This window comes from Mesorhizobium vachelliae, from assembly GCF_033977325.1.
Taxonomy (GTDB): Bacteria; Pseudomonadota; Alphaproteobacteria; order Rhizobiales; family Rhizobiaceae; genus Mesorhizobium; species Mesorhizobium vachelliae.
Genome location: NZ_JAVIIR010000008.1, coordinates 1 through 22512, shown reverse-complemented (window position 1 = coordinate 22512; position 22512 = coordinate 1). Strand labels below are relative to the sequence as shown.

At 64.1% G+C, this 22512-nt stretch carries 21 protein-coding genes; 7 read left to right on the top strand and 14 right to left on the bottom strand.

Annotated features, from left to right (window positions below; genetic code table 11):
- Positions 1 to 111: 111 nt before the first annotated feature.
- From RFM41_RS17750 to RFM41_RS17735, 4 genes are all read right to left on the bottom strand, one after another.
- Complete coding sequence (locus tag RFM41_RS17750) at positions 112 to 1917, bottom strand: ABC transporter ATP-binding protein (protein ID WP_320244753.1); 1806 nt, start codon at positions 1915 to 1917, stop codon at positions 112 to 114.
- Between the two features lie 375 nt (positions 1918 to 2292).
- Positions 2293 to 2700, bottom strand: a complete 408-nt coding sequence (locus RFM41_RS17745) for a GNAT family N-acetyltransferase (protein ID WP_320244751.1) — start codon at positions 2698 to 2700, stop codon at positions 2293 to 2295.
- A gap of 7 nt (positions 2701 to 2707) precedes the next feature.
- Positions 2708 to 4417: an NAD+ synthase gene (locus RFM41_RS17740; protein ID WP_320244749.1), complete on the bottom strand. Its 1710-nt coding sequence runs from the start codon at positions 4415 to 4417 to the stop codon at positions 2708 to 2710.
- A 143-nt stretch (positions 4418 to 4560) separates the two neighbouring features.
- Positions 4561 to 5274, bottom strand: coding sequence for a DNA-3-methyladenine glycosylase I (locus tag RFM41_RS17735; protein WP_320244747.1), 714 nt, complete (start codon positions 5272 to 5274; stop codon positions 4561 to 4563).
- A gap of 91 nt (positions 5275 to 5365) precedes the next feature.
- Here RFM41_RS17735 and RFM41_RS17730 point away from each other — a divergent pair, with 91 nt between their 5' ends.
- A complete protein-coding gene (locus RFM41_RS17730) occupies positions 5366 to 5929 on the top strand; it encodes a DUF1003 domain-containing protein (RefSeq protein ID WP_320244745.1) in 564 nt (187 codons plus the stop codon).
- On the top strand, positions 5926 to 6525 hold the full coding sequence (locus RFM41_RS17725) for a DedA family protein (protein WP_320244744.1): 600 nt from the start codon (positions 5926 to 5928) through the stop codon (positions 6523 to 6525). Before RFM41_RS17730 ends, RFM41_RS17725 begins: the two co-directional genes overlap by 4 nt.
- 12 nt (positions 6526 to 6537) lie before the next feature.
- Here RFM41_RS17725 and RFM41_RS17720 read toward each other — a convergent pair whose 3' ends face one another.
- Positions 6538 to 6897: a diacylglycerol kinase gene (locus RFM41_RS17720; RefSeq protein WP_320244742.1), complete on the bottom strand. Its 360-nt coding sequence runs from the start codon at positions 6895 to 6897 to the stop codon at positions 6538 to 6540.
- Positions 6898 to 6975: 78 nt separating this feature from the next.
- Positions 6976 to 7395: a GFA family protein gene (locus tag RFM41_RS17715; protein ID WP_320244740.1), complete on the bottom strand. Its 420-nt coding sequence runs from the start codon at positions 7393 to 7395 to the stop codon at positions 6976 to 6978.
- A 319-nt stretch (positions 7396 to 7714) separates the two neighbouring features.
- On the opposite strand from RFM41_RS17715, the gene RFM41_RS17710 reads away from it, so the two are divergent.
- From RFM41_RS17710 to RFM41_RS17700, 3 genes are all read left to right on the top strand, one after another.
- Positions 7715 to 8785, top strand: a complete 1071-nt coding sequence (locus tag RFM41_RS17710) for a GGDEF domain-containing protein (RefSeq protein ID WP_320244739.1) — start codon at positions 7715 to 7717, stop codon at positions 8783 to 8785.
- A gap of 65 nt (positions 8786 to 8850) precedes the next feature.
- Positions 8851 to 9228, top strand: a complete 378-nt coding sequence (locus tag RFM41_RS17705; RefSeq protein WP_320244738.1) for an antitoxin Xre/MbcA/ParS toxin-binding domain-containing protein — start codon at positions 8851 to 8853, stop codon at positions 9226 to 9228.
- Entirely contained in the window at positions 9188 to 9955 is a 768-nt protein-coding gene (locus tag RFM41_RS17700; RefSeq protein WP_320244736.1) for an RES family NAD+ phosphorylase, read from the top strand. The genes RFM41_RS17705 and RFM41_RS17700 overlap by 41 nt, the downstream gene beginning before the upstream one ends.
- Positions 9956 to 10170: 215 nt before the next feature.
- Here the strand turns inward: RFM41_RS17700 and RFM41_RS17695 are convergent, their stop codons facing one another.
- Positions 10171 to 10875 carry a hypothetical protein gene (locus tag RFM41_RS17695; RefSeq protein WP_320244734.1) on the bottom strand — a complete coding sequence of 235 codons (705 nt, stop codon included), beginning with the start codon at positions 10873 to 10875 and terminating at the stop codon, positions 10171 to 10173.
- Positions 10876 to 10924: 49 nt separating this feature from the next.
- The gene (locus RFM41_RS17690; protein WP_320244732.1) at positions 10925 to 11488 is read right to left on the bottom strand and encodes a DUF4337 domain-containing protein; all 564 of its coding nucleotides are present in this window, start codon (positions 11486 to 11488) and stop codon (positions 10925 to 10927) included.
- Between the two features lie 150 nt (positions 11489 to 11638).
- Between RFM41_RS17690 and RFM41_RS17685 the strand changes: the two genes are divergently transcribed.
- Positions 11639 to 13219, top strand: coding sequence for a glycosyltransferase family 39 protein (locus RFM41_RS17685; protein ID WP_320244730.1), 1581 nt, complete (start codon positions 11639 to 11641; stop codon positions 13217 to 13219).
- An 88-nt stretch (positions 13220 to 13307) separates the two neighbouring features.
- Here the strand turns inward: RFM41_RS17685 and RFM41_RS17680 are convergent, their stop codons facing one another.
- The 3 genes from RFM41_RS17680 to RFM41_RS17670 all read right to left on the bottom strand — a co-directional run bounded on the left by RFM41_RS17680 (position 13308) and on the right by RFM41_RS17670 (position 18693).
- Positions 13308 to 14681, bottom strand: a complete 1374-nt coding sequence (locus tag RFM41_RS17680; protein WP_320244729.1) for a class II 3-deoxy-7-phosphoheptulonate synthase — start codon at positions 14679 to 14681, stop codon at positions 13308 to 13310.
- Between the two features lie 210 nt (positions 14682 to 14891).
- Complete coding sequence (gene mfd, locus RFM41_RS17675) at positions 14892 to 18389, bottom strand: transcription-repair coupling factor (protein ID WP_320244727.1); 3498 nt, start codon at positions 18387 to 18389, stop codon at positions 14892 to 14894.
- Between the two features lie 13 nt (positions 18390 to 18402).
- Positions 18403 to 18693 carry a succinate dehydrogenase assembly factor 2 gene (locus RFM41_RS17670; protein WP_320244725.1) on the bottom strand — a complete coding sequence of 97 codons (291 nt, stop codon included), beginning with the start codon at positions 18691 to 18693 and terminating at the stop codon, positions 18403 to 18405.
- Between the two features lie 93 nt (positions 18694 to 18786).
- Between RFM41_RS17670 and recG the strand changes: the two genes are divergently transcribed.
- Positions 18787 to 20895, top strand: coding sequence for an ATP-dependent DNA helicase RecG (recG, locus tag RFM41_RS17665; RefSeq protein WP_320244723.1), 2109 nt, complete (start codon positions 18787 to 18789; stop codon positions 20893 to 20895).
- Here recG and RFM41_RS17660 read toward each other — a convergent pair.
- The 3 genes from RFM41_RS17660 to RFM41_RS17650 all read right to left on the bottom strand — a co-directional run bounded on the left by RFM41_RS17660 (position 20847) and on the right by RFM41_RS17650 (position 22302).
- The gene (locus tag RFM41_RS17660) at positions 20847 to 21599 is read right to left on the bottom strand and encodes a DUF502 domain-containing protein (protein ID WP_320244721.1); all 753 of its coding nucleotides are present in this window, start codon (positions 21597 to 21599) and stop codon (positions 20847 to 20849) included. The genes recG and RFM41_RS17660 overlap by 49 nt on opposite strands.
- Before the next feature lie 84 nt (positions 21600 to 21683).
- Complete coding sequence (locus RFM41_RS17655) at positions 21684 to 21983, bottom strand: HigA family addiction module antitoxin (RefSeq protein WP_320244720.1); 300 nt, start codon at positions 21981 to 21983, stop codon at positions 21684 to 21686.
- Between the two features lie 37 nt (positions 21984 to 22020).
- On the bottom strand, positions 22021 to 22302 hold the full coding sequence (locus tag RFM41_RS17650) for a type II toxin-antitoxin system RelE/ParE family toxin (protein ID WP_320244717.1): 282 nt from the start codon (positions 22300 to 22302) through the stop codon (positions 22021 to 22023).
- Positions 22303 to 22512 lie beyond the last annotated feature (210 nt).

Here is a 22512-nt window from a genome sequence, read left to right as displayed (position 1 = left end):
CCCCTGCCCTGTAATTGTCTGCCACTGGTGTCCGGTTCACCAGTATCGTGTTCGCGCCCGAGCTTCGTTGCGGCTGACGGCGCCCGGCAGAAGCCGGGCGCCGTCCTTTCCTCAGGCGACAAGGCCCTTGGTCAATTCGAGCGCCTGGCGCTCGAACAGCCGCCGGTAGATGCCGCCGTTCAGCCTGATCAGGTCGTCATGCGAGCCTTCCTCGGCGATACGCCCGCGATCGAAGACCAGCAGCCGGTCGAGCGCCCGCACCGTCGAGAGTCGGTGCGCGATCACCAGGGTCGTGCGCCCGACCATTAGCCGCTCCATCGCCTTCTGGATCAGCACTTCCGATTCCGAATCGAGGCTCGATGTCGCCTCGTCCAGGATCAGGATGCGCGCGTCGGCCAGGAAGGCGCGGGCGATCGCTACGCGCTGGCGCTCGCCGCCCGACAATTTCACGCCACGCTCGCCCACCAGCGTTCCATAGCCCTTGGGCAGGTTGGTGATGAAATCATGCGCGCTGGCGAGTTTGGCCGCATGCTCGATCTCGGCCTGGCTGGCGCCGGGCCTGGCATAGGCGATGTTCTCGGCAAGCGACCGGTGGAACAGGATCGGCTCCTGCTGGACGATGGCGATCTGGCCGCGCAACGAAGCCTGCTCGACCTGCGCGATGTCCTGCCCGTCGATCAGGATCCGCCCGGCATTCACGTCATAGAGCCGCTGGATCAGCTTGACGAAGGTCGTCTTGCCCGAACCCGAATGCCCGACCAGCCCGACGCGTTCGCCCGCCGCGATATCGACCGAGAAATCGCGGTAGAGCGGCAGAAGGTGATTGCCGTAGTGGAACGTCACCTTGTCGAAGGCGATGTGCCCATCGGTGATCCGGATCGGCCGAGCGCCGGGCCGGTCCTCGATGCCGAGCGGCTCGGACTGGAAGTCGACCAGTTCCTCCATGTCGTTGATCGAGCGCTGCAAATTGCGGATATGCGTGCCGATGTCACGCAGATAGCCCTGCAGCACGAAGAACGAGGTCAGCACGAAGGCGACATCGCCGGCGCTTGCCTGGCCCCAGGCCCACAGCATGAGGACAAGACCGATCACCGCCGCCCGCATCACCAGCAGCAGCACCCCTTGCGTGGTGCCGTTGGCGGTGCCGCGCATCCAGGTACGGCCCGTGCGCAGGCGCCATTTGGCGACCACACGCGCCAGCCGCGTCTCCTCGCGGGTCTCCGCGCCAAAACCCTTGACGACGGCGTTGCAACTCACCGCGTCGGCCAGCGCGCCGCCCAGCCGCGTGTCCCAGCTGTTGGCGAGCCGCGCGGCCGGCGCGACATAGCCGAGCGACAGCATCGCCGTGACGGCGATGAACAGCACCGAGCCGGCCGCCACCACGGCCCCCATCAGCGGCCAGAACCAGCCGAGCAGCAGCGTCGAGCCGGCGAGCATGACGACCGACGGCAGAAGCGCGATCAGGATCGTGTCGTTGAGCAGATCCAGCGCCCACATGCCGCGCGTAATCTTGCGCACCGTCGATCCGGCAAAGCTGTTGGCGTGCCAGTCCGTCGAGAAGCGCTGCACCCGGTGGAAGGCATCGGCGGCAATGTCCGACATCATCTTCAGCGTCAGTTCGACGATCCACAGGAAGGCGGCATTGCGCAGCACGACGCCTGCCAGCGCCAGCGCCATCAGGATCGAGAACGCCAGCATTGCCGCGTTCCAGGCGACTGCGTCGGTTCCGGCGCCGCTGGCGACCGCATCGACAAGGCGGCCGGAATAGAAGGGTGTCAGCACGTCGGCCAGCGTCGAGAGCAGGAATGCGCCCATGATGAGCGAAAGCCGCCACGGCTGGCGCCGCCAGTGGCTGAACGTGAAGCCGAGCACGCTGCGAAAGGCGCTCGCGCGCAGATCGATCTTGAAACGAGCCATGATGTCATCCGGGCGCAAACGAGCCCGGTCCCGGTAAAATCAAATTGGGAAACCCGCATTCCGCGCCTTGCGGCGCTCCAAAAGAGCGGGAGGTTCAGTATGGTAGGCCGCCTGCCCCGAGGCGGCGACCGGCAGCGGCAAATGCCTGTCCTGCGTCCGGCTCTCCGAAAAAACTTCGGAAAGCCCGAGCAGACCTAGGCTTCGCGGCCTCGCATAACGATGTCAAATCCTGCCATACGGTCCTCCCGGAAGGGAATCGCGGAGAGGCCCTTATAGGGATGCATCAGCCGATAGCCAAGTCGGCTCATCGCCAAAACGACATCTGGTCCAAGCACTGAGACGAATTTGCAACAACGGCGGGTTGTGGCCGGCCCGTCAGGCAGCGGGTGAGCGGTCCAGTCGCATGTAGCGGCCCTCCGTCCGGAATCCGAACTTCTGGTAGAGGCTGTGAGCGTCGCTGGTCGTGAGGCTCCAATGAGAAACGGTCTTCATATCGGGATGGTCGAGAAGTGCCTGCACGAGCCGTTTGCCGATGCCTCGCCCGCGGCTCTCCGGCCAGACGATGACGTCGGCGAGATAGGCAAAGACCGAGTAGTCGGTGATTGCGCGGGCGAAGCCGACCTGCCTGCCGTCGAGATAGGCGCCGACGCAAAGCGAGTTGTCGAAGGCGCGGCGGTTGGCCTTGTCGGTGCGGGACGCTCCCCAATAGCTTTGCATGAGCAGATCGGAGGTCGCCCGGAAATCGATCCGCGACAGATCGAAACTTGTTTCAACGTCTCGCATGCGAAGGCTAACCGCGGTCCCGGAACCGATTGGTGATCGGGTAGCGGCGGTCGCGGCCGAAATTCTTCCTTGTGATCTTCACGCCGGGCGCCGCCTGCCTGCGCTTGTATTCGGCGATGTAGAGCAGATGCTCGACGCGCGTCACCGTCGCCCGGTCGTGGCCGCGCGCGACGATGTCGTCGACGCTCATCTCGTTTTCCACCAGGCATTCCAGGATGTCGTCCAGCACCGGATAGGGCGGCAGCGAATCCTGGTCGGTCTGGTTCTCGCGCAGCTCCGCAGACGGCGCCTTGTCGATGATGTTCTTGGGGATGACCTCGCCCGACGGCCCAAGCGCGCCCGGCGGCACATGCGAATTGCGCCAGCGCGACAGCGCGTAGACCTGCATCTTATAGAGATCCTTGATCGGATTGAAGCCGCCATTCATGTCGCCGTAAAGCGTGGCGTAGCCGACCGACATCTCGCTCTTGTTGCCGGTGGTGACCACCATCGAGCCGAACTTGTTGGAGATTGCCATCAGGATCGTGCCGCGCGCGCGGCTCTGCAGGTTCTCCTCGGTGATGCCTTCCTGGGTGCCTTCGAAGAGCTGGGTCAGCGCGTGCTTGAAGCCTTCGACCGGCTCGGAGATCGGCACGATGTCGTAGCGGCAGCCGAGCGCGCGCGCGCAGTCCTCGGCGTCCTTCAGCGAATCCTTCGACGTATAGCGGTAGGGCATCATGACCGTCCGCAACCGCTCCTCGCCCAGCGCATCGACGGCCAAAGCCGCGCAGATCGCCGAGTCGATGCCGCCGGAAAGGCCGAGCACGACGTTCTTGAAACCGTTCTTGTTGACGTAATCGCGCAGGCCGAGCATGCAGGCCCGGTAGTCCGCCTCTTCCCGCTCCGGGATCTTCGACATCGGGCCTTCCGAGCAGACCCAATGGTCGGAATTGTTCCCACTTTGCGCGCCTGCGGCGGCGCGGCTGCGCTTCCAAGTGGTGACGTCGACCGCGTCCTCGAACTGGCTCATCTGGAAGGCCAGCGTCTTGTCGGCCCCTATCGCAAACGAGGCGCCGTCGAAGATCAGCTCGTCCTGGCCGCCGAGCTGGTTGGCGTAGATTATCGGCAAGCCGGTTTCGATGACCTGCCGGATGACGATCTGGTGGCGGACGTCGATCTTGGCGCGGTAATAGGGCGAGCCGTTCGGCACCAGCAGGATCTCGGCACCGCTCTCGGCCAGCGTCTCGCAGACGGCGATGTCGCCCCAGATGTCCTCGCAGATCGGAATGCCGATGCGCACGCCGCGGAAATTGACCGGGCCCTGCAGTTCCGGCCCGGCCTGGAAGACACGCTTCTCGTCGAACTCGCCGTAATTCGGCAGATCGAGCTTGTAGCGCTCGGCAATGATCTTGCCGCCATCGGCGAAGACGATGGAGTTATGCGTGCCGCTTTTGCGCTTCAGCGGCGTGCCGATGATGACGCCGGGGCCGCCGTCGGCCGTGTCCTTGGCGAAATCCTGCGCCGCCTTCTCGCATGCCTTCAGGAAGGAAGGCTTCAGCACCAGGTCTTCCGGTGGATAGCCGGCGAGGAAGAGCTCAGTGTAGAGCACCAGATCGGCGCCCTGTCGCGCCGCGTCCGCCCTCGCCTCGCGCGCTTTCGCCAGATTGCCGGCGACGTCGCCGACGGTCGGGTTGAGCTGGGCGACGGCGATGCGCAGGATGTCGGGAGCATTGGTCATGGAACGGATTTAGCGTGGCTGAAACCGCCTCGCAATGGCGATCGCTTGTGCCAAATAAGACTAATCGGCGAAGCCGATTATGTCCTTGATCGACCGCAGGTCGTATCCCGATCGATCGACTGGTGTCGATCGACCCCGATCACCTAGTCGCCCATATATTCGCGCAGCGCCTCCGCCGAGCGGTTCTCGCCGATCGACATCGCCAGGATGCGCGAGATGTGGCGGCGCGGCAGGCCGGTCTCGGCCGACCAGCGGTTGATCTGCGCCTGGATCTTGTCGAGGTCCCGCTTCGAGGTCGGATTCTCGGTGATGTCGAGGCCGGCATCGCGCAAAGCCGCCGCCATGTCGGCGGAGACGACGAACGTGTCCCATTCCAGCCAGCGCAGAAAATACTGGCCGGTGTTGCCGCCCAGCCGGCTGCCATGCTTGGCGAGATAGGCGGTTAGGCCGACCTGATCATCCGCCGGCCATCCGGCAATGAATTTGCCGAAGCTGCCATGCTCCTTCGAGACGCGATCGACGAAAGCGGCATTGTCGCGCACCGATTTGATCTTCTGCGGGTTGCGCACGATGCGGCTGTCGGACGCCAGCTCGTGCCAGAAATCGTCGGGCTGGAACAAGAGCCGCTTTGGCTCGAAGCCGAGGAACGCTTCCTCGAAACCCGGCCATTTCTGCTCGATGACGCGCCACACGAAACCGGCGGCGAAAATGCGCTCGGCCATGGTGGAGAGGATGCGATCGTCGGGAACCTTCGCCACCGCCTTGTTGTCCGGCGCAGGGCCAAGCAGCGGCGCTAGCACCGCCTCTCCGCCCTTGCGCTTTGCCGCCCGCGCGTGGATTTTCTGGAAATCGAGCATCGTTATCTTCGCCTGTTCGCCGCAATCTAGCACTTCACGTCCGGCGCGGCAGCCTCTACGTCTATCGACGCCCGGCCGAAGGAGAAGACAGATGAACAAGATCGTCGAGGACATGGCGAACCGATTGCTCAAGCGGAAGCCGGGAGGTTTTGGCCCGATCGAGAGCCGCGTGCTCCAGTCGACGCTCGAGCGCACCACCATCACGCGCGACACCAACAAGGCCGTCGCCTTCCACGCGACCTATGGCGACCGCATCGCCGATACGATCGCCAGGATCGGCGGCTCCTGGTCCTTCATCCTCGGCTTCCTGGCCTTTCTCGTTCTGTGGACCGTAGGCAACGTCTGGCTGCTCACGCGCGACGCCTTCGATCCCTACCCCTTCATCTTCCTCAACCTGGTGCTGTCGATGCTCGCGGCGATCCAGGCGCCGGTGATCATGATGTCGCAGAACCGCCAGACCGAGCGCGACCGCATCGACGCGGCGCATGACTACGAGGTCAATCTGAAGGCCGAGATCGAGATCATGGCCCTGCATGAAAAGCTCGACGAGCTGCGCCACAGCGAGCTCATCGGCATGCGTGACGAGATCCTGCGCATGGCTGAGCAGATCAGGCGTATTGACGAGAGACTGTCGGCGCGGCCCGCAACGGAATGAGCGAGACCATCCATCATCTCATCGAGCAATACGGGCTGATCGCGGTCTTCCTGGGTTGCGTCGCCGAAGGCGAAAGCGCCGCCATCCTTGGTGGCTTCTTCGCCCATCAGCATGTTTTCGTGCTGTGGCAGACTTTCCTCGCCGCCTTTCTCGGCGCCTTCGCCGGCGACACGTTCTTCTTCACCCTGGGGCGCAGCTTCGCCGAGCATCGCTATGTGAGACGGTTGCGCAGGCGTCCGGGCTTCAGCCGCGCCTACCGCCTGCTCAACACCCATCCCAACATTTTCGTGCTGACCAACCGCTATATCTACGGCATGCGCCTGGTCGGCGGTGTCGCCGCCGGCCTGTCGACCGTATCCGTGCCGCGTTTCGTCATCCTGAATGCCATCTCGTCAGCGGTCTGGGCGGCACTGTTCAGCGGCATCGGCTATGTCTTCGGCCTGGGCGCGGAGGAAATGGTGGGACAGGCGTTTGCTCGCCATGAGCGCCTGCTCATTGCCCTCGGCGTCGGCATCGTTATCGCCGTGGCCGCCTGGTTGGTAGGCCATCACTTCGCAAAGCGTGAGCGCGCCAGGGAAGATCGGGCAGGATCGTGATCAATCGCCCGATCAGATCGGCGCGCCGGTAAGCCGCTCGATGAAGGCGATGCCCCAGACGCCGCCGGCGATCACGATCGAGATCAGCACCGCCAGCGAACCGCAATCCTTGGCGAGCTGGATGTCGATGTGGAATTCGCGCGAGATCGCGTCGCAGGCCGCCTCGATGCCGGTGTTGAGCACTTCGACCATGATCAGGAGCAGCACGGCGCCGATCAGCAGGGCGTAGCCGCGCCAGGAGACCGAGATGAACCAGCCGGCCGGCAGGGCGAGCGCAAGCAGCAGCAGCTCCTGCTGGAATGCCTTCTCGTGCGCGGCGAGCTTGCGGAAGGCCCGCACCGAATTGATGAAAGCGTCGATCAGCCGCTGCATGCCGAGCCCCGTTTCGAATCACCGTCAGGGGGATATCGCAACGGCCGGATCAAGGGAATAAGGCAGCCGCACCAAAAATCATTCGTCTGCCACCTTTATCGACGGTGTCGACTTCTCGAACTGCGGCAACCCATCCTCGATCAAATAATAATCGCCCTTGTCGCCGACGAAGATGTGGCTTTCCGCGGAGAGACCGCTCGGCCTCTCGAAGGATCCGGCCATGATCGAGATCGTATCCAGTTCATTGTGCTTCCAGAACAGCAGCGAGCCGCAGGTGCGGCAGAAGCCGCGTTTCGCCACGTCGGATGCGCCGTACCAGTTGAGTGCGTCGGCGCCCTCTATGACGATATCGGCGTCCTTGGAGGCGGTAGCCGCGACGAAATGGCCGGTTTGCCGACGGCACTGCGAGCAGTGGCAATAGACGATGCCGCGCAACGGCCCGTTCGTCCTGAAACGCACCGCCCCGCACAGGCAAGATCCGTTGTGGTTATCGTTCATTCCAGCCTCCTTCGACCATCTGCCCGACCATTGCCGGACAGGATTTCAGGTTTGAAATGGCTTGGCGCAGGCAAATGCGACACCGAAGCGCTGCGTTTCAAAAGCTGCTGCCGCACGGCTCTACATCCTGCGGTAGCAGAGACATCGAGGAAATGCAGGCCATTAAGGAAACTTTAGCGCAACTGCATCTATGATTCCTGCAAGCGAAGGTCGTGTCGGGGACGCGCCGTCGCATTTGTGGTTCCGATTCAAATCCCCGCATGCGCGACACCCGGCGGTGGCAGGTCTCCGGTCGCACGGAAGGGGCAGTGAACAGAACATGCAGCCGGCAGCCATTCCGACCGACAGGAATACCGACATTGCCAGCACCGTCGTGGCGACGATGCGTCAGCTCGGCGTGCTCGGACTGCCGCGCAACTACGAGATTTTCTACGAGGCGCTCAGCGGCAGCAACCACGAGCTCAGCCTTGCCGTCGTCTCATTGAGCAACCGACCGACCCAGGAGGACCTCGACCGCATCGGGCGCACCTTCTTCCCGCAGCATCACGGTCCGGCCATCGTCGAGCACGCCCGCGAGATGGTCGCCAACGAGCTCGAGGAAATCGCCGCGCTATTGCGCAGCGAACGTTCGCATATCGAAAAGTACGGCCGCATTCTCGATGAGACCTCGATCGGCCTGAGCAACCGCAGCCTGCTTTCGCAGGAAATCCTCCAGAAGATCGCCGGCGCGATGTCTGCCGCCACCAGCTCGACGATCGACCATGGCCGCCAGATCGCCAGCACGCTCAGCGAGAAGACGGCCGAGCTTGAAAGCGTCAAGTCGAAGCTCGAGGAATACAAGCGGCTTGCCGACACCGACCCGCTCACGCAGCTGCGGAACCGCCGCGCCTTCGACAAGGAGATCACCCGGATCTACAACAGCAATCGCGGCATCCTGTTCAACGCCTTGATCCTTGCCGATATCGATCATTTCAAGGACATAAACGATCGCTACGGCCATCCGGTCGGCGACAGGATCCTGCAGATCATCGCCGACATCTTCCAGTCCAGCGTCCGCTCCGGCATGTTCGTCGCGCGCACCGGCGGCGAGGAGTTCGCGCTTATCGTCGAGGGCGCCAGCGAGGATGCCACATACGAGATCGCCGAGCGCATCCGCGTGCTGATCGAGCAGACACCGTTCACCAGCAGCCAGACCGGCATGAACTACGGCACCGTTACCATATCGCTGGGCATCTGCATGGCTTCGGAGGCGGAAAACCCCGAAGATCTCTACACCAAGGCGGACCGGGCGCTTTATCGCTCTAAGCTCGGCGGCCGCAACCGCGTGACAAAGCACTCGGCTACGGCCGGCCGGGCCGGCAAGGGCTGGCTGCTTTACAAGAAAGATTGACACCCCACCCTTTCCAGATGAATTTTTGTGGACTATATTTTCCACAGAAATGAAAGGGTGCGCTTATGCAACGTCCAGTCGCGGCCGCGACGGCGGCCGAAAACGCCGTTATCACCAAGGCCACGCTGCGCGCGGCCGATCTGCTCGACATCACCGCCAGGACGCTCGCCTTGGTCATCGGTGTGTCGGAAGCAACGGTCTCGCGCATGCGCAAACAGGAATTCCTGCTTGAACGGGGCACCAAGCCGTTCGAGCTGGCAGTGCTGTTCGTTCGCCTGTTCCGCTCGCTCGACGCCATCGTCGGCGGCGACGAAACCGTTGCCCGGGCCTGGCTGAAGAGCCCCAACACCACGCTCGACGGCACGCCGCTCGAAAAAATCCTGACGATTGCCGGACTTGTCGATGTCATTGCCTACCTGGACTCCCGGCGCGCTCTCGTCTGAGGCCGTCAGGCTCGAAGGCAAGTACTGGCGCATGGTCGAGGCGCAGCACCGCGTCTCGACCCTCAAGCTCGTCGACACGCTCGATGAGCAGTCGCTTCTGGAAGACCTCATCGAGGACACCAAGCCGCAGATCCCGCTGGAATGCCGCCACCTCCACTACCTTTTGGCGACGCCTTTTCGCTATGGCTCGGTCTATCCGCACGGCTCGCGCTTCCGCCGCGCCGGCAAGACCAGAGGCGTCTATTATGCCGCCGAGACGGTGCTGACGGCGGTGGCGGAAATGGCCTTCTACCGCTTGTTGTTCTTCGCCGAGTCGCCGACGACGCCATGGCCGAACGACGCCGCGGAGTACACCGCCTTCGCCGCCGCGATAAAATGCGACCGCGCGATCGACCTGGCACGGCCGCCGCTCGATCGCGACGAGAGGGCCTGGACGCAGCCCACTGATTACACTGCCTGCCAGGCGATCGCCGATGTCGCGCGCGAAGCCGAGCTGCAGGCGATCCGCTATCGCTCGGTGCGCGATCACAAGGGCGCCAACATAGCGCTTCTGACGTGCAAGGGCTTTGCCAAGGCCAAGCCGCTCGAGCCGCAGACCTGGCGCATCCGGATCGGCTCCTTCGGCCTGCAGGCGATCAGCGAATTCCCGGACAAGAGGCTCGAATTCTCACGCGCCGCTTTTGCCGATCCGCGACTGGCCAACATGCGTTGGGAGCGCGGCCACTGAACTCGGAGAACTGTATCGGGATTCAGGTCAGGGCGAGCCGAGAATGGTGGCTTCCGAGAACCGGCCTACGCCGGCCGTAGCCTTCATAGAGTGGATACGCTTGTGAGGGCTTCGGCCGGCGTAGGCCGGAGCGGAGCGTACTTGAAGTGCGTAAGCACCGGAAGCGCAGGAAGCCGCCATTCGCAGGCCGGCTTCACCTGGATATCGATACAGTTTTAAGCCAGGATGTTGACCGCCCGCGCAGCCACCAGCGCGATCGTCAGCAGCGAGATCATCGCTTCGGCCATCATCAGGAGCTTGGCGCGCTGCGTGAGCGGCAAGGTGTCGGTCGGCGAGAACGCTGTGGCGTTGGTGAAAGCCAGGAAAACGTAGTCGACGAAGCCCGGCAGCCAGCCCTGCGTCTCGCGATCGGGCAACGTCATTTGCGGGAACAGGAAGTCGGCCTGCGCGCGCTTGACCAGGCCGCAGGTCGGCGGACCGCCGCGGTCGGTGCTCCAGAACCACAGCGCAAAGACGATCACATTGGTGACCCAGATGTTGAGCGCGTCGACAAGCAGCGTCGTGCCGGCGCCGGCATGCCCTTCGAGCAGCGCCCGAACCAGGAAGACCAGCGATCCGCAATTCATGATGCTGATGACGCCGGTCATCACCAGCGCCGTGCGGCGGATGAAGACGCGAAACCGGCCGATCGCGTACCAGTGCTCGTGATCGACGGCCTTCTGCGTCTGCATCTGCGTCCATGCCGTCGCGATCGACAGGGGCGCGAGGAGCGCGGCCTCGATCGCGGGCGCCAGCCAGCGCGGACCGAACGACAGGTCGTTGATGACCAGAAGCTGAAGGCAAATGATGACGAGTACCGCGGCACGGGCCGACCAGAAGTCGAGTGCGCGGTGGTGGACGATGGCATGTTCGTGGCGCATGGCGGCCCTCGCATTGCTGGATGGCATCGGCGAGTGGAGCCTCGACCGGTCAGACATAGGCGAAACCCGCGGCGATCATGCCCAGGGCGCCCAAGGCCAACGATGCCACCCACGGCCAGCGCTTGCCGCGGGTGATGATCGACAGCGTCGCGACGGCGATAGAGATGTGCAGCAGCGTGACGCCGAATGTCAGCACGTGATGCCGATGCTCTCGAATTTCGCTGTCGCGCAGCTTTTCATCGACCTGCTTTTCGAATTCGGTCGCCTTGGCCTGTATTTCCTCGCCATCGGCTTCATTGCGTTTCGCGTCAGCCTGGAACTGGCCGGCAGCAGGCCCGCCCATGGCGGCGGCGATCTCGTAGCTGTTCTTCTTGATGCTCTTGGCCTGGAAGAAGCTCCATTGATCGCTCGCTTTGTTCTGCAGATAGGCGGCCTCGCTCTTGTCGTTGATCGCCTCGGCAGTCTCGAGCGACTCGAAGCTGCCCACCGTCGCCGCCAGCACGGCCAGCACCGCTATCGTCACCGAAACCGTGATCAGAAAAGGGTTGCCCTCATGCGCGGCATGTTCGGCATGCTCGGCATGTTCCAGATGTTCCTGTGTTTCGTCTTCCATTGCCGTCCCGCCGGAATCCTGCCGGATTTATGGTTTCAGCAGCGACACCTCCAACGTAATCTTGGTTTTGCAATGTTGCGGAGGAATACATTTTCGTAAGCTTTTGCTATCGGACTGTTCAGCAATCCACCGGTGTGATTTTAGGCCCGCATGTCGAGAACCAGCGAATCCGTTCCTCTTTGGCCGGCGGCAATCGCCGCGGAAGGCAATCTGCCTTCGATCTGGAACAGCTTGGTCCGGCACCCATGGCAATTGCTGGCGCTTTTGTGTCTGATCCAGATCGCTTGCTGGACCGCCATGCCGGCGATCGTCAATGTCGGGCCGCCCCGCGACGTCGTCGAAGGCTTCATGTGGGGCCGCGAATGGGTGCTGTTGACCTACAAGCACCCGCAGCTGCCGTGCTGGCTGCTCGAGATCAGCCATCTCCTGACCGGCTCATTCCGCTGGCCGCAATACATGCTGTCGCAGCTGATGGTCTCGACGACCTTCGTCCTGGTCTATCTGCTTGCGCGCGACATCATGGGCCCGACCCGCGCGCTCGCCGCCGTGCTCTTGATGCCCGCGATCTATTTCTTCGGCTGGCCGACCCCGCAATTCAACCATGATTACGCGCAGATGCCGTTCTGGGCCGGCATTTCATGGTTGCTGTGGCGCGCGGCGCGCGACGGCCGGCCAGGATGGTGGCTCGCCCTCGGCCTCGTTTCTGGCCTGGGGCTCTATGCTAAGCTCTCGACGGCTTTGCTGCTCGCCTTCGGCGGCATCTGGATCTTATACGACACCCGCGCCCGAAGCCGGCTCGCCACCCCATGGCCATGGGTCGGCCTCGCGGTTTTTCTTGGCGTCGTAACACCCCTGGCAATTCAGCTTGTCCGCCTCGGCTTCATGCCGTTGGCCTATGCCGAGCATCGCAACGCCTGGGTGCTCGCCAACCGCGCCCGGCTTTACTATATCGGCGTTCAGCTTGCCGGGCTTACCGCTGTTCCCATCGTGCTCGCTCTTTCCGGCCTGTTGCGGCGGCAGGCCGGCGCCGTGCAAGAACCTTTGCCGGCGCACCCCGCTCCCGAGCGGCGCGCGGTTGTCTACCTGGCATGGATGGGTCTGGGGCCGGCACTCCTGATCATGGTCGCCTCGCTCTTTACCGGCACCGGCGAGTCCTGGGGCGCGACGATGTACAATCTCGTCGGGGCCCTGGCGATCGCGCTTCTGGGCCAGCGACTGGGATCCGCGGAATTGCGCCGGCTGACGGTGCTGGCGCTGCTCTGCGTGGTCGGCGTGTCGAGCGCCTATGCGGTGACCCGGTGGACGGGTTGCAACGTCCTCGGTCGCCCGCAGCCAGTGTGCTGGCCGGCGCGATCGATCTCGCAGACGGCCGAGGCGATCTGGCATGAGACGGTGCCAGGACCATTGGGCATTGTCGGCGGCGAGGACGGCGTGGCCCAGCTTGCCGGGCTGGAAGCTGCGGACCAGCCCTCCATCTTCACCGCCCTAGACAGGCGCCTTGCCCCCTGGATCACGGACCAGCGCCTGCGGGACCAGGGCATGCTGCTTGTATGGCCGCACGGCTGGACGCTCTCCCCGCAACAGCAGGCCTGGATTGCCGGCCTGCCGGTCAAGACCGTGTCGTTCGACTGGTCGCTCAAAGCACCGCCCCAGGAGATCAGCTTTGCCGTCATTCCGCCCGGCAGAACCAGTTTCCCGGGCGACCCGCCCGGGCCACCCGATCCGGAATGATCCGCGATCCGAATTGAAGGTATAAACCAGACGTCAAAGGCGCTGGCGTCGCCGCCGGCGCCTCCGATGATGGGTGTCCGGGCCTCGCTCAGGCGTTGGCAGCCTGCTTGTGCTGAACCGGATGGCTCTTCTTGAGCAGGTCCGACACCAGGAAAGCGAGCTCGATCGCCTGATCGGCGTTGAGGCGCGGATCGCAATGGGTGTGATAGCGGTCCTGCAGGTCCTCCGCCGTGATGGCGCGGGCGCCGCCGGTGCATTCGGTGACATTCTTGCCGGTCATCTCGACATGGATGCCGCCCGGATGCGTGCCCTCGGCGCGATGCACCTCGAAGAAGGTCTGCACTTCTTTCAGGATGCGGTCGAACGGCCGCGTCTTGTAGCCGGCCGCCTCGATCGTGTTGCCGTGCATCGGATCGGACGACCACACGACGTTGCGGCCCTCCTTCTTCACCGCGCGCACCAGCTTCGGCAGGTGCTCGGCCACCTTGTCGGAGCCGAAGCGCGCGATCAGCGTCAGCCGGCCCGGCTCGTTCTCGGGATTGAGCAGGTCGATCAACTCGATCAGGCCATCCGGCGTCAGCGAGGGACCGCATTTCAGGCCGAGCGGATTCTTGATGCCGCGGCAATATTCGATATGCGCGTGGTCGGGCTGGCGGGTGCGGTCGCCGATCCAGATCATGTGGCCCGAGGTCGCGTACCAATCGCCCGACGTCGAATCGACGCGCGTCAGCGCTTCCTCATAGCCAAGCAGCAGCGCCTCGTGGCTGGTGTAGAAGTCCGTCTCGCGCAGCGCGAAGTTGGTTTCGGACGTGATGCCCACCGCGCGCATGAACTCCATCGTCTCGGTGATGCGGTTGGCGAGCGATTCGTACTTCTCGCCCTGCGGGCTGTCGGCGACGAAGCCCAGCATCCAGCGGTGCACATTCTCGAGGCTGGCATAGCCGCCCTGCGCGAAGGCGCGCAGAAGGTTGAGCGTCGCGGCCGACTGGCGGTACGCCATCTCCTGCCGGGCGGGATCCGGGATGCGGGACTTGGCGTCGAACTCGATGCCGTTGATGATGTCGCCACGATAGCTCGGCAGCGTCACGCCAGCCTTGGTTTCGCTGTCGGACGAGCGCGGCTTGGCGAACTGGCCGGCGACGCGGCCGACCTTCACCACCGGCTGGGCGCCGGCGAAGGTGAGCACCACCGACATCTGCAGGAAGACGCGGAAGAAGTCGCGGATGTTGTCCGCGCCGTGCTCGGCAAAGCTCTCGGCGCAGTCGCCGCCCTGGAGCAGGAAGGCTTCGCCGGCTGCGACCGCCGCCAGTTGCTTCTTCAGCTTGCGCGCCTCGCCGGCAAAGACGAGCGGCGGATAGGTTGCAAGCCGCGCTTCCGTGGCTTGCAAAGCCCCAAGGTCTGGGTAGGCCGGGACCTGCTTGATCGGCTTTGCTCTCCACGAATTCGGCGACCATTTCGTCATCGCTGCACCCAACGCCCTTCCAGAGCAACTCCAGGAAAAGTGCAAACGGCTTTCCGGAATTGCATCAAACAAACCGGCGAGCGCGCTTGCCCGCCATTCCAGCCTCGATATGAGGTCGCGGCTCCTTACACGAAGCCGATTACCTATTCTAGCCGGGTTTTTCAGCAGTGGCGAATGGTCCTGTACGATTGGAACGTCATGCGGATGCCCTCACGCGGCCTTGTCGACGAGCCGGGCCAGTTGCGTCATCACCACGGCCGATCCCGCCAAGCGTTTTTCGGCGTTCGGCCAGTCGCGGATGAAGACCACGCTGTGGTCGGCCCTGATCTTGGCCAGCGAGCCCTGCTCGCCGATGAACTTGACCAGCCCGACCGGATCGGGGAACTCGCGCTTGCGGAAATGGATGACGACGCCCTTCGGGCCGGCATCGAGCTTCTCGACATTGGCCTTGCGGCAGAGCGCCTTGATGAAGACGATCTTCAACAGATGCGTCACCTCTTCCGGCAGCGGCCCGAAGCGGTCGATCAGCTCGGCGCCGAAACCGTCGATCTCCTCGGTGGTCTCGAGGTCGCCCAGGCGTCGGTAGAGCGCCATGCGGAGCTGCAGGTCCGGCACATAGCTTTCCGGGATCATCACCGCGGTACCGACCGCGATCTGCGGCGACCAGCCGCCGTCCTGCGCCTCGCCCGTATCCTTCACCTCGGCCACCGCCTCCTCCAGCATCTGCTGATAGAGCTCGAAACCGACTTCCTTGATATGGCCGGACTGTTCTTCGCCGAGCAGATTGCCGGCGCCACGGATGTCGAGATCGTGGCTGGCGAGCTGGAAGCCGGCGCCGAGCGTATCGAGTGACTGCAGCACCTTCAGCCGCCGCTCGGCCGTATCGGTCAGCTTGCGGTTGGCCGGCAGCGTGAACAGCGCATAGGCGCGTACCTTGGAGCGTCCGACGCGGCCGCGCAGCTGGTAAAGTTGCGCCAGGCCGAACATGTCGGCGCGATGGATGATCAGCGTGTTTGCGGTCGGGATGTCGAGGCCGGATTCGACGATGGTCGTCGACAAGAGCACATCGTACTGGCCATCGTAGAAAGCGTTCATGATATCGTCGAGCTCGCCCGGCGGCATCTGGCCGTGGGCGACCGCCACCTTCAGCTCCGGCACCGATTCCCTCAGGAAATCATGGATTTCGGCCAGGTCGCTGATGCGCGGCACGACATAAAAGGAATGGCCGCCGCGATAGCGCTCGCGAAGCAGCGTCTCGCGGATCACAAGCGGATCAAAGGGCGAGATGAAGGTGCGCACCGCCATGCGGTCGACCGGCGGCGTGGCGATCAGCGACAGCTCGCGCACGCCCGTCAGCGCCAGTTGCAGCGTGCGCGGGATCGGCGTCGCCGACAGCGTGAGCACATGCACGTCGTTCTTGAGCTCCTTCAGCCGCTCCTTGTGCTTGACGCCGAAATGCTGCTCCTCGTCGATGATCAGAAGCCCGAGATTCTTGAACGAGATCGAGCTGCCGAGCAGCGCATGCGTGCCGACGACGATGTCGACCGTGCCCTCGGCAACACCCTTCTTGGTCTCGGCCAGTTCCTTGGAACCGACTAGGCGCGAAGCCTGCGCGATGCGGATCGGCAGGCCCGAGAAGCGCTGCGAGAAAGTCTTGAAATGCTGGCGCGACAAAAGGGTCGTCGGCACCACGACCGCCACCTGGAACCCTTCCATGGCCGCGATGAAAGCGGCGCGCAGCGCCACTTCCGTCTTGCCGAAGCCGACATCGCCGCAGACCAGCCGGTCCATCGGCTTGCCGGCGCCGAGATCGTCCATGACGGAATCGATCGCCGTCTGCTGGTCGTCGGTTTCCTCATAGGGGAAGCGCGCGGCGAACTCGCCATAGAGCCCCTCGGCCGGGATCATGGCAGGTGCCGAGCGCATCTGCCGCTCGGCGGCGATGCGGATCAGTTGCCCGGCCATGTCAAGCAGGCGCCGCTTCAGCCGCGCCTTGCGCGCCTGCCAGGCGCCGCCGCCCAGCTTGTCGAGTGACGCTTCGGCCGAATCCGAACCGTAGCGCGACAGAAGCTCGATGTTTTCCACCGGCAGGAACAGCCGGTCGTCACCGGCGTAGTGGATCTCGAGGCAATCATGCGGCGCGCCGACTGCCTCGATGGTGCGCAGGCCGATGAAGCGGCCGATGCCATGGTCGGCATGGACGACGATATCGCCGGAAGACAGCGACGAGGCCTCGGCGATGAAATCGGAAGCCTTCTTCTTGCGCTTGGAGCGCCGGATCAGCCTGTCGCCGAGAATGTCCTGCTCGGCGACGACCACCATCTCGTCGGTCTCGAAGCCGGATTCCAGCGGCAGCACCGCGAGACCCGCCTGCCCCGGCTCGAGCTTCTCGACCTCGGCAAGCGTAGCGACGGGCTTCAGATTGCCGAGGTGATGTTCGGCGAGGATCTGGCCGAGACGGTCGAGCGAGCCTTCCGTCCAGCCGGCGACGATGACGCGGCGGCGCGCGGCGCGCTCGTCGCCGATGTGCTTCACGACGACGTCGAAGACGTTGATGTTGGGGTCGGCGCGCTCCTCCGCAAAGCTGCGGCCGTGGCGCGATCCCGCATGGAAGACCTTCTTGGCTCCCACATCGGGCGCGTCGAAGACGGTGAAGTCGATGTCCTCGCGCGGGCCGAGGGAGGCCTTGAGATTGTCCGGCGAGAGATAGAGCAGATCCGGCGCGACGGGTTTGTAGGGCACGGCGTCCTTCAGCGCGCTGTCGGCCTGCTTCCGCCGCGCCTCATAATGGTCGAGGATCAGCGTGTGACGCTCGGCCAGCGCCTCATGCGCCAGATGGTCGAAGACGACGGGCGCATCCGGCAGATAGTCGAACACGGTTTCCAGCCACTCGTAGAAGAAGGGCAACCAGTGCTCCATGCCGGCGAAGCGCCGGCCTTCGCTGACCGCCGCATAGAGCGCGTCGTCGCGCGAGGGCGCGCCGAAAGCCTCGATATAGGAGCGGCGGAAACGGCTGATCGTCTCGGGCGTCAGCGCTACCTCGCTCATCGCCTGCAACGACATCGACTTGCGCTGGCCGGTGGTGCGCTGGGTGGCGACGTCGAAGACGCGGATCGATTCCAGCGTGTCGCCGAAGAAATCGAGGCGCAGGGCCTCGCTCCAGCCCGGCGCGAAAAGGTCGAGAATGCCGCCGCGCACCGCGAACTCACCGAGCCCGCGCACCGTCGGCACGCGCTCGAAGCCGGAGATCTCGAGCCGCGCGATCAGCGCGTTCATGTCGATCTGGTTGCCGGGCCTGGCGTGGAAAGTCTGCGCCTCGATCAGCTCGGCCGGCGGGATGCGCTGCAAGAGCGCGTTCGCGGTGGTGAGGATGACCGCGCGATGCGGTTTCTTCGCCAGCGCGATCATGGCGGAAAGCGCGTCGAGCCGCCGCGCCGCAGCGTCCGCCCCGGGCGAGACGCGGTCGTAGGGCAAACAGTCCCATGCCGGCAGTTCCAGCACCGGCAGGCCTGGCGCGGCAAAGGCGAGCGCCTCGATGATCGCCGGCAGGCGCTGGCCGTCGCGCGCGACGAACAGCACTGGTTTGTCGGGTGCGATCTCCTGCGCCGTTCGCACCAGGGCGAAAGCTTCGTAGCCGTCGGCAACGCCGTCGACGATGAACTGGCCGGCGCGGCCCTTGGGCAGGCCAATGGAAGGAATGAGGCTCATGGATAGGCGTTTTTCAAAATGTCATGGTCCGGCGCGACGCCAGGATCTTCCGCAGAACCGCGCAGTCGATATCGGGCGGAACCGGGCGATCGCCGGTGACCATCGGGAAAAATTCGGTGTCGGGAATTTCGAGAAGTCTCTCATATTGGTCGATTTCATCGCCGGTCAAGGCGCCGATCTCGGCGTCGGCGAAGAAGCCGAGGATCAGGTCCATCTCGAGCATGCCGCGATGCCAGGAGCGGAACAGGAGCTTGCGGCGCCGGGGGTCCAGCCCCTCGCTTCCTGATCGCTGTGTTCCGGTCATGGCGCCGCATCCCTGTCCAAAGCGGCGCATATAGCGTGGATAGAGAGCGGTGTCAGCCTTTGCGCTGCCGTCGTCGCGACATAAGCTGACAGGATGCGTCCCACCATCCTCGATCCCCTGTTCGTCCCGATCACCTCGCTTGCCGGCGTCGGCCCGAAAGTCGGTCTGCTGATCGAGCGCGTGGTGCCGGCCGATCTCGGCGATCGCGCCGCCCGCGCGGCCGACCTTCTGTTTTTGCTGCCCAACACGGTGATCGACCGCCGCAACCGGCCGGGCATCGCGCTGTCGGCCGAGGGCCAGATCGTCACGCTCGAAGTGCGGGTCGACCGCCATCAGCCGCCGCCCCGCGGCAACAGGTCGGTTCCGTACCGCGTCTACGCCCATGACGACACCGGCGAGGTCGCGTTGACCTTCTTCCATGCTCATGCCGCCTATCTGCAGAAAATGCTTCCCGAGGGCGAGCGTGTGGTCATCTCCGGCCGCATGGAGTGGTTCAACGGCCGCCCGACCATGGTCCATCCCGACCACATCGCGCCGATCGACGAGGCCGAGGGGCTGCCGCTGGTCGAGCCGGTCTATCCGCTCACCGCCGGCCTGTCGGCCAAGGTGCTGCGCCGCGCCATCGGCCAGGCGCTCGGTCGCCTGCCGGAATTGCCCGAGTGGCAGGACGAAGCCTTCATGCGCCGCCATACCTTTCCGACCTTCGGCGATGCGCTTGCCCGCATCCATTATCCGAAGGATCCGATCGACGTCGCCGTCGAAGGCTCGGCCTGGCGCCGCCTTGCCTATGACGAACTGCTGGCCGGCCAGGTGTCGCTGGCGCTGGTGCGGGCCAGAATTCGCCGCCTGTCGGGCCGGCCGCTCATCGGCGACGGCAGCATCGTCGAGAAATTGCGCGCCACACTGCCCTACAGGCTCACCCCCAGCCAGGAATTCGCGCTTGGCGAGGTCAACGCCGATCTCGCCGATCCGGAACGCATGCTGCGCCTGCTGCAGGGCGATGTCGGCTCGGGCAAGACCGTGGTGGCGCTGCTCGCCATGGCGCGCGCGGTTGAGGCCGGCGGCCAGGCGGCGCTGATGGCGCCGACCGAAATCCTGGCGCGCCAGCATCTGGCGACCATCGCGCCGCTCGCGGAGAAGGTCGGCCTGCGCCTCGCCATCCTGACCGGGCGCGAGAAGGGTCGCGAACGCACAGAGACGCTTGCAGGTCTCGCCAGCGGCGAAATCGACATCGTCGTCGGCACGCATGCCTTGTTCCAGGAAACGGTGACGTTCCACGACCTGGTGCTGGCCGTCATTGACGAGCAGCATCGTTTCGGCGTCCACCAGCGCCTTGCCATCACCGCCAAGGGCGATGCGCCCGACATGCTGGTGATGACGGCCACACCCATCCCGCGCACGTTGGTATTGACCGCCTTCGGCGACATGGATGTCTCGAAGCTCACCGAGAAGCCGGCCGGCCGGCAGCCGATCCGCACCGTTACCTTGCCGATGGAACGACTGGACGAATTGGTCGGTCGCATGCTCGATGCCGTCGCCGATGGCCAGAAGATCTACTGGATCTGCCCGCTGGTCGAGGAATCCGAAGAGATCAAGCTGATGTCGGCGGAGGATCGTTTTGCTTCGCTGAAGCCGCTCTTTGGCGACCGGATCGGCCTCGTGCATGGCCGCATGAAGGGCGCGGAAAAGGACGAGGCGATGCGCGCCTTCAAGCAGGGCGAGACACGCATCCTCATTGCCACCACCGTCATCGAGGTGGGCGTCGACGTGCCCGACGCCACGATCATGGTCATCGAGCATGCCGAACGCTTCGGCCTTGCCCAGTTGCACCAGTTACGCGGCCGCGTCGGGCGCGGCGACAAGCCGTCATCCTGCGTGTTGCTCTACAAGGAGCCGCTCGGCGAGACGGCGAAACGCCGGCTTTCGGTGATGCGCGAGACCGAGGACGGCTTCCGCATCGCCGAGGAGGACCTGAAGCTGCGCGGCGAAGGTGAGTTGCTGGGCACCCGCCAGTCCGGCACGCCCGGCTTCCAGGTCGCGCGCCTCGAGTTTCATGCCGATCTGCTCGAAGCCGCGCGCGACGACGCGCGGCTGATCCTGTCGCGCGACCCGGAACTGCAATCCGAGCGTGGCGAGGCGCTGCGGCTGATGCTTTACCTGTTCGGCCGCGACGAGGCGGTGCGGCTGCTGCGCGCCGGCTGAGCGCCAAGCGCCGGATTGGCTAAAGCCCCTTCGACGGGCTCACCATTCAGCGTCACCAGCTTGGCCTTGACCTCGGGCGCGACCATGCCGGCCGAGACGATCAGCTTGGCGCCGTCCTCGATCGACATGTCGAGCAGCACGATCTCGGATTTGTGCACATACATCAGGAAGCCGGTGGTCGGATTGGGCGTGCAAGGCATGAACACCGCGATCAGCGGATCGCCTTCCTGGTCGAGCTTCTGGTTGATCTCGGTTTCCTTCTCGCTGGCCACGAACACCAGCGACCAGACCCCCTTGCGCGGATATTCGACCAGCCCGACCTGGCGGAACATGTCGCCTTTGTTCGACAGCACCGTCTCGAAAATCTGCTTCAGCGAGCCATAGATGCCGCGCACCAGCGGCATGCGGCCAAGCAGCCGCTCGCCGAAGTTGACGATGGCGCGACCGACGATGTTCGCCGCCAGGAAGCCGATCAGGGTGATCAGCACCAGCGCCACGATCAACCCGAAGCCCGGAACCGGGAACGGCAGGTAGGTGTCGGGATTGTAGCGGACCGGGATGTAGGGCTTCACCCAGGAATCGACCCAGCCGACGAGCGACCAGGCGATATAGGCCGTGATCGCCAGCGGCGCGCAGACGATGAACCCCGTCAGGAAATAATTCCTCAGCCGGGTCATGCCAGAAGTCTTCAGGGCGTCGGACATGGGTTCACCGCGGCGCAGGTTGCAGCGCTGAGATTAGTGAACCGCGAGCCGGTTTGGAACTGCGAAGTTTTTAAAGAACGGTCGTCATGCCGCCGCGTCCAGCGGCACAATTTTTTCAAGTTCCGCGGCAAGTTTCCTCGCCTCGGTCTCAAGCTCGTAGGCCTTCTGGAAGTTCATCCAGAATTCGGGCGTAGTGTTGAAGAATCTGGCGAGGCGAAGGGCGGTATCTGGGGTCAGCCCGACCTCTTCCTTCACAATTCGTTCGATGCGGGTCCGCGGAAGGTTGAGCTTTTTCGCAAGTGCACCGGCACTCATGGCGAGCGGGATCAGATACTCCTCGCGCAGGAATTCTCCAGGGTGTATGGGGCGTGCAAACTTGAGCATAGCTCAGTATCCTCAAAGGGTTAGGGCGAGTGCCCACTCAGTGGTAATCGACGATCTCCACCTCTTCTGCACCGGCAGCGGTCCATCTGAAACAGATGCGCCACTGATCGTTGATGCGTATCGAATGCTGTCCGGCACGATCTGCTTTCAACGCCTCAAGGTGGTTTCCTGGCGGCGACCGTAGGTCGTTCAATTGGACGGCATTGTCGATCGCCCGAAGTCGGCGCTCGGCACGGGCGACCAAATCTGGCGGAAATCCTTTCGGTGCCCTTCCCGCAGCGACCGCTTCCACCGTCTTGCCTTTGAATGAAACGATCAACGGCGCCCTCAACATTTGTATCATACTCTGATACAAACCCGTACGCAACAGAATGTATCATTCCTTGATACACCCCAGCATAGCCAAGAGGTTAGCTACTCCACCGTCACCGACTTCGCCAGATTGCGCGGCTGGTCGACGTCGGTGCCCATGAAGACGGCGGTGAAATAGGCCAGCATCTGGATCGGCAGGGCGTAGATGATCGGCGCG

Excerpts from the sequence above, each read along its gene's own strand:
- RFM41_RS17750 (WP_320244753.1), bottom strand. The coding sequence starts at position 1,917 with ATGGCTCGTTTCAAGATCGATCTGCGCGCGAGCGCCTTTCGCAGCGTG.
- RFM41_RS17745 (WP_320244751.1), bottom strand. The coding sequence starts at position 2,700 with ATGCGAGACGTTGAAACAAGTTTCGATCTGTCGCGGATCGATTTCCGG.
- RFM41_RS17740 (WP_320244749.1), bottom strand. The coding sequence starts at position 4,417 with ATGACCAATGCTCCCGACATCCTGCGCATCGCCGTCGCCCAGCTCAAC.
- RFM41_RS17735 (WP_320244747.1), bottom strand. The coding sequence starts at position 5,274 with ATGCTCGATTTCCAGAAAATCCACGCGCGGGCGGCAAAGCGCAAGGGC.
- RFM41_RS17730 (WP_320244745.1), top strand. The coding sequence starts at position 5,366 with ATGAACAAGATCGTCGAGGACATGGCGAACCGATTGCTCAAGCGGAAG.
- RFM41_RS17725 (WP_320244744.1), top strand. The coding sequence starts at position 5,926 with ATGAGCGAGACCATCCATCATCTCATCGAGCAATACGGGCTGATCGCG.
- RFM41_RS17720 (WP_320244742.1), bottom strand. The coding sequence starts at position 6,897 with ATGCAGCGGCTGATCGACGCTTTCATCAATTCGGTGCGGGCCTTCCGC.
- RFM41_RS17715 (WP_320244740.1), bottom strand. The coding sequence starts at position 7,395 with ATGAACGATAACCACAACGGATCTTGCCTGTGCGGGGCGGTGCGTTTC.
- RFM41_RS17710 (WP_320244739.1), top strand. The coding sequence starts at position 7,715 with ATGCAGCCGGCAGCCATTCCGACCGACAGGAATACCGACATTGCCAGC.
- RFM41_RS17705 (WP_320244738.1), top strand. The coding sequence starts at position 8,851 with ATGCAACGTCCAGTCGCGGCCGCGACGGCGGCCGAAAACGCCGTTATC.
- RFM41_RS17700 (WP_320244736.1), top strand. The coding sequence starts at position 9,188 with ATGTCATTGCCTACCTGGACTCCCGGCGCGCTCTCGTCTGAGGCCGTC.
- RFM41_RS17695 (WP_320244734.1), bottom strand. The coding sequence starts at position 10,875 with ATGCGCCACGAACATGCCATCGTCCACCACCGCGCACTCGACTTCTGG.
- RFM41_RS17690 (WP_320244732.1), bottom strand. The coding sequence starts at position 11,488 with ATGGAAGACGAAACACAGGAACATCTGGAACATGCCGAGCATGCCGAA.
- RFM41_RS17685 (WP_320244730.1), top strand. The coding sequence starts at position 11,639 with ATGTCGAGAACCAGCGAATCCGTTCCTCTTTGGCCGGCGGCAATCGCC.
- RFM41_RS17680 (WP_320244729.1), bottom strand. The coding sequence starts at position 14,681 with ATGACGAAATGGTCGCCGAATTCGTGGAGAGCAAAGCCGATCAAGCAG.
- mfd (WP_320244727.1), bottom strand. The coding sequence starts at position 18,389 with ATGAGCCTCATTCCTTCCATTGGCCTGCCCAAGGGCCGCGCCGGCCAG.
- RFM41_RS17670 (WP_320244725.1), bottom strand. The coding sequence starts at position 18,693 with ATGACCGGAACACAGCGATCAGGAAGCGAGGGGCTGGACCCCCGGCGC.
- recG (WP_320244723.1), top strand. The coding sequence starts at position 18,787 with ATGCGTCCCACCATCCTCGATCCCCTGTTCGTCCCGATCACCTCGCTT.
- RFM41_RS17660 (WP_320244721.1), bottom strand. The coding sequence starts at position 21,599 with ATGTCCGACGCCCTGAAGACTTCTGGCATGACCCGGCTGAGGAATTAT.
- RFM41_RS17655 (WP_320244720.1), bottom strand. The coding sequence starts at position 21,983 with ATGCTCAAGTTTGCACGCCCCATACACCCTGGAGAATTCCTGCGCGAG.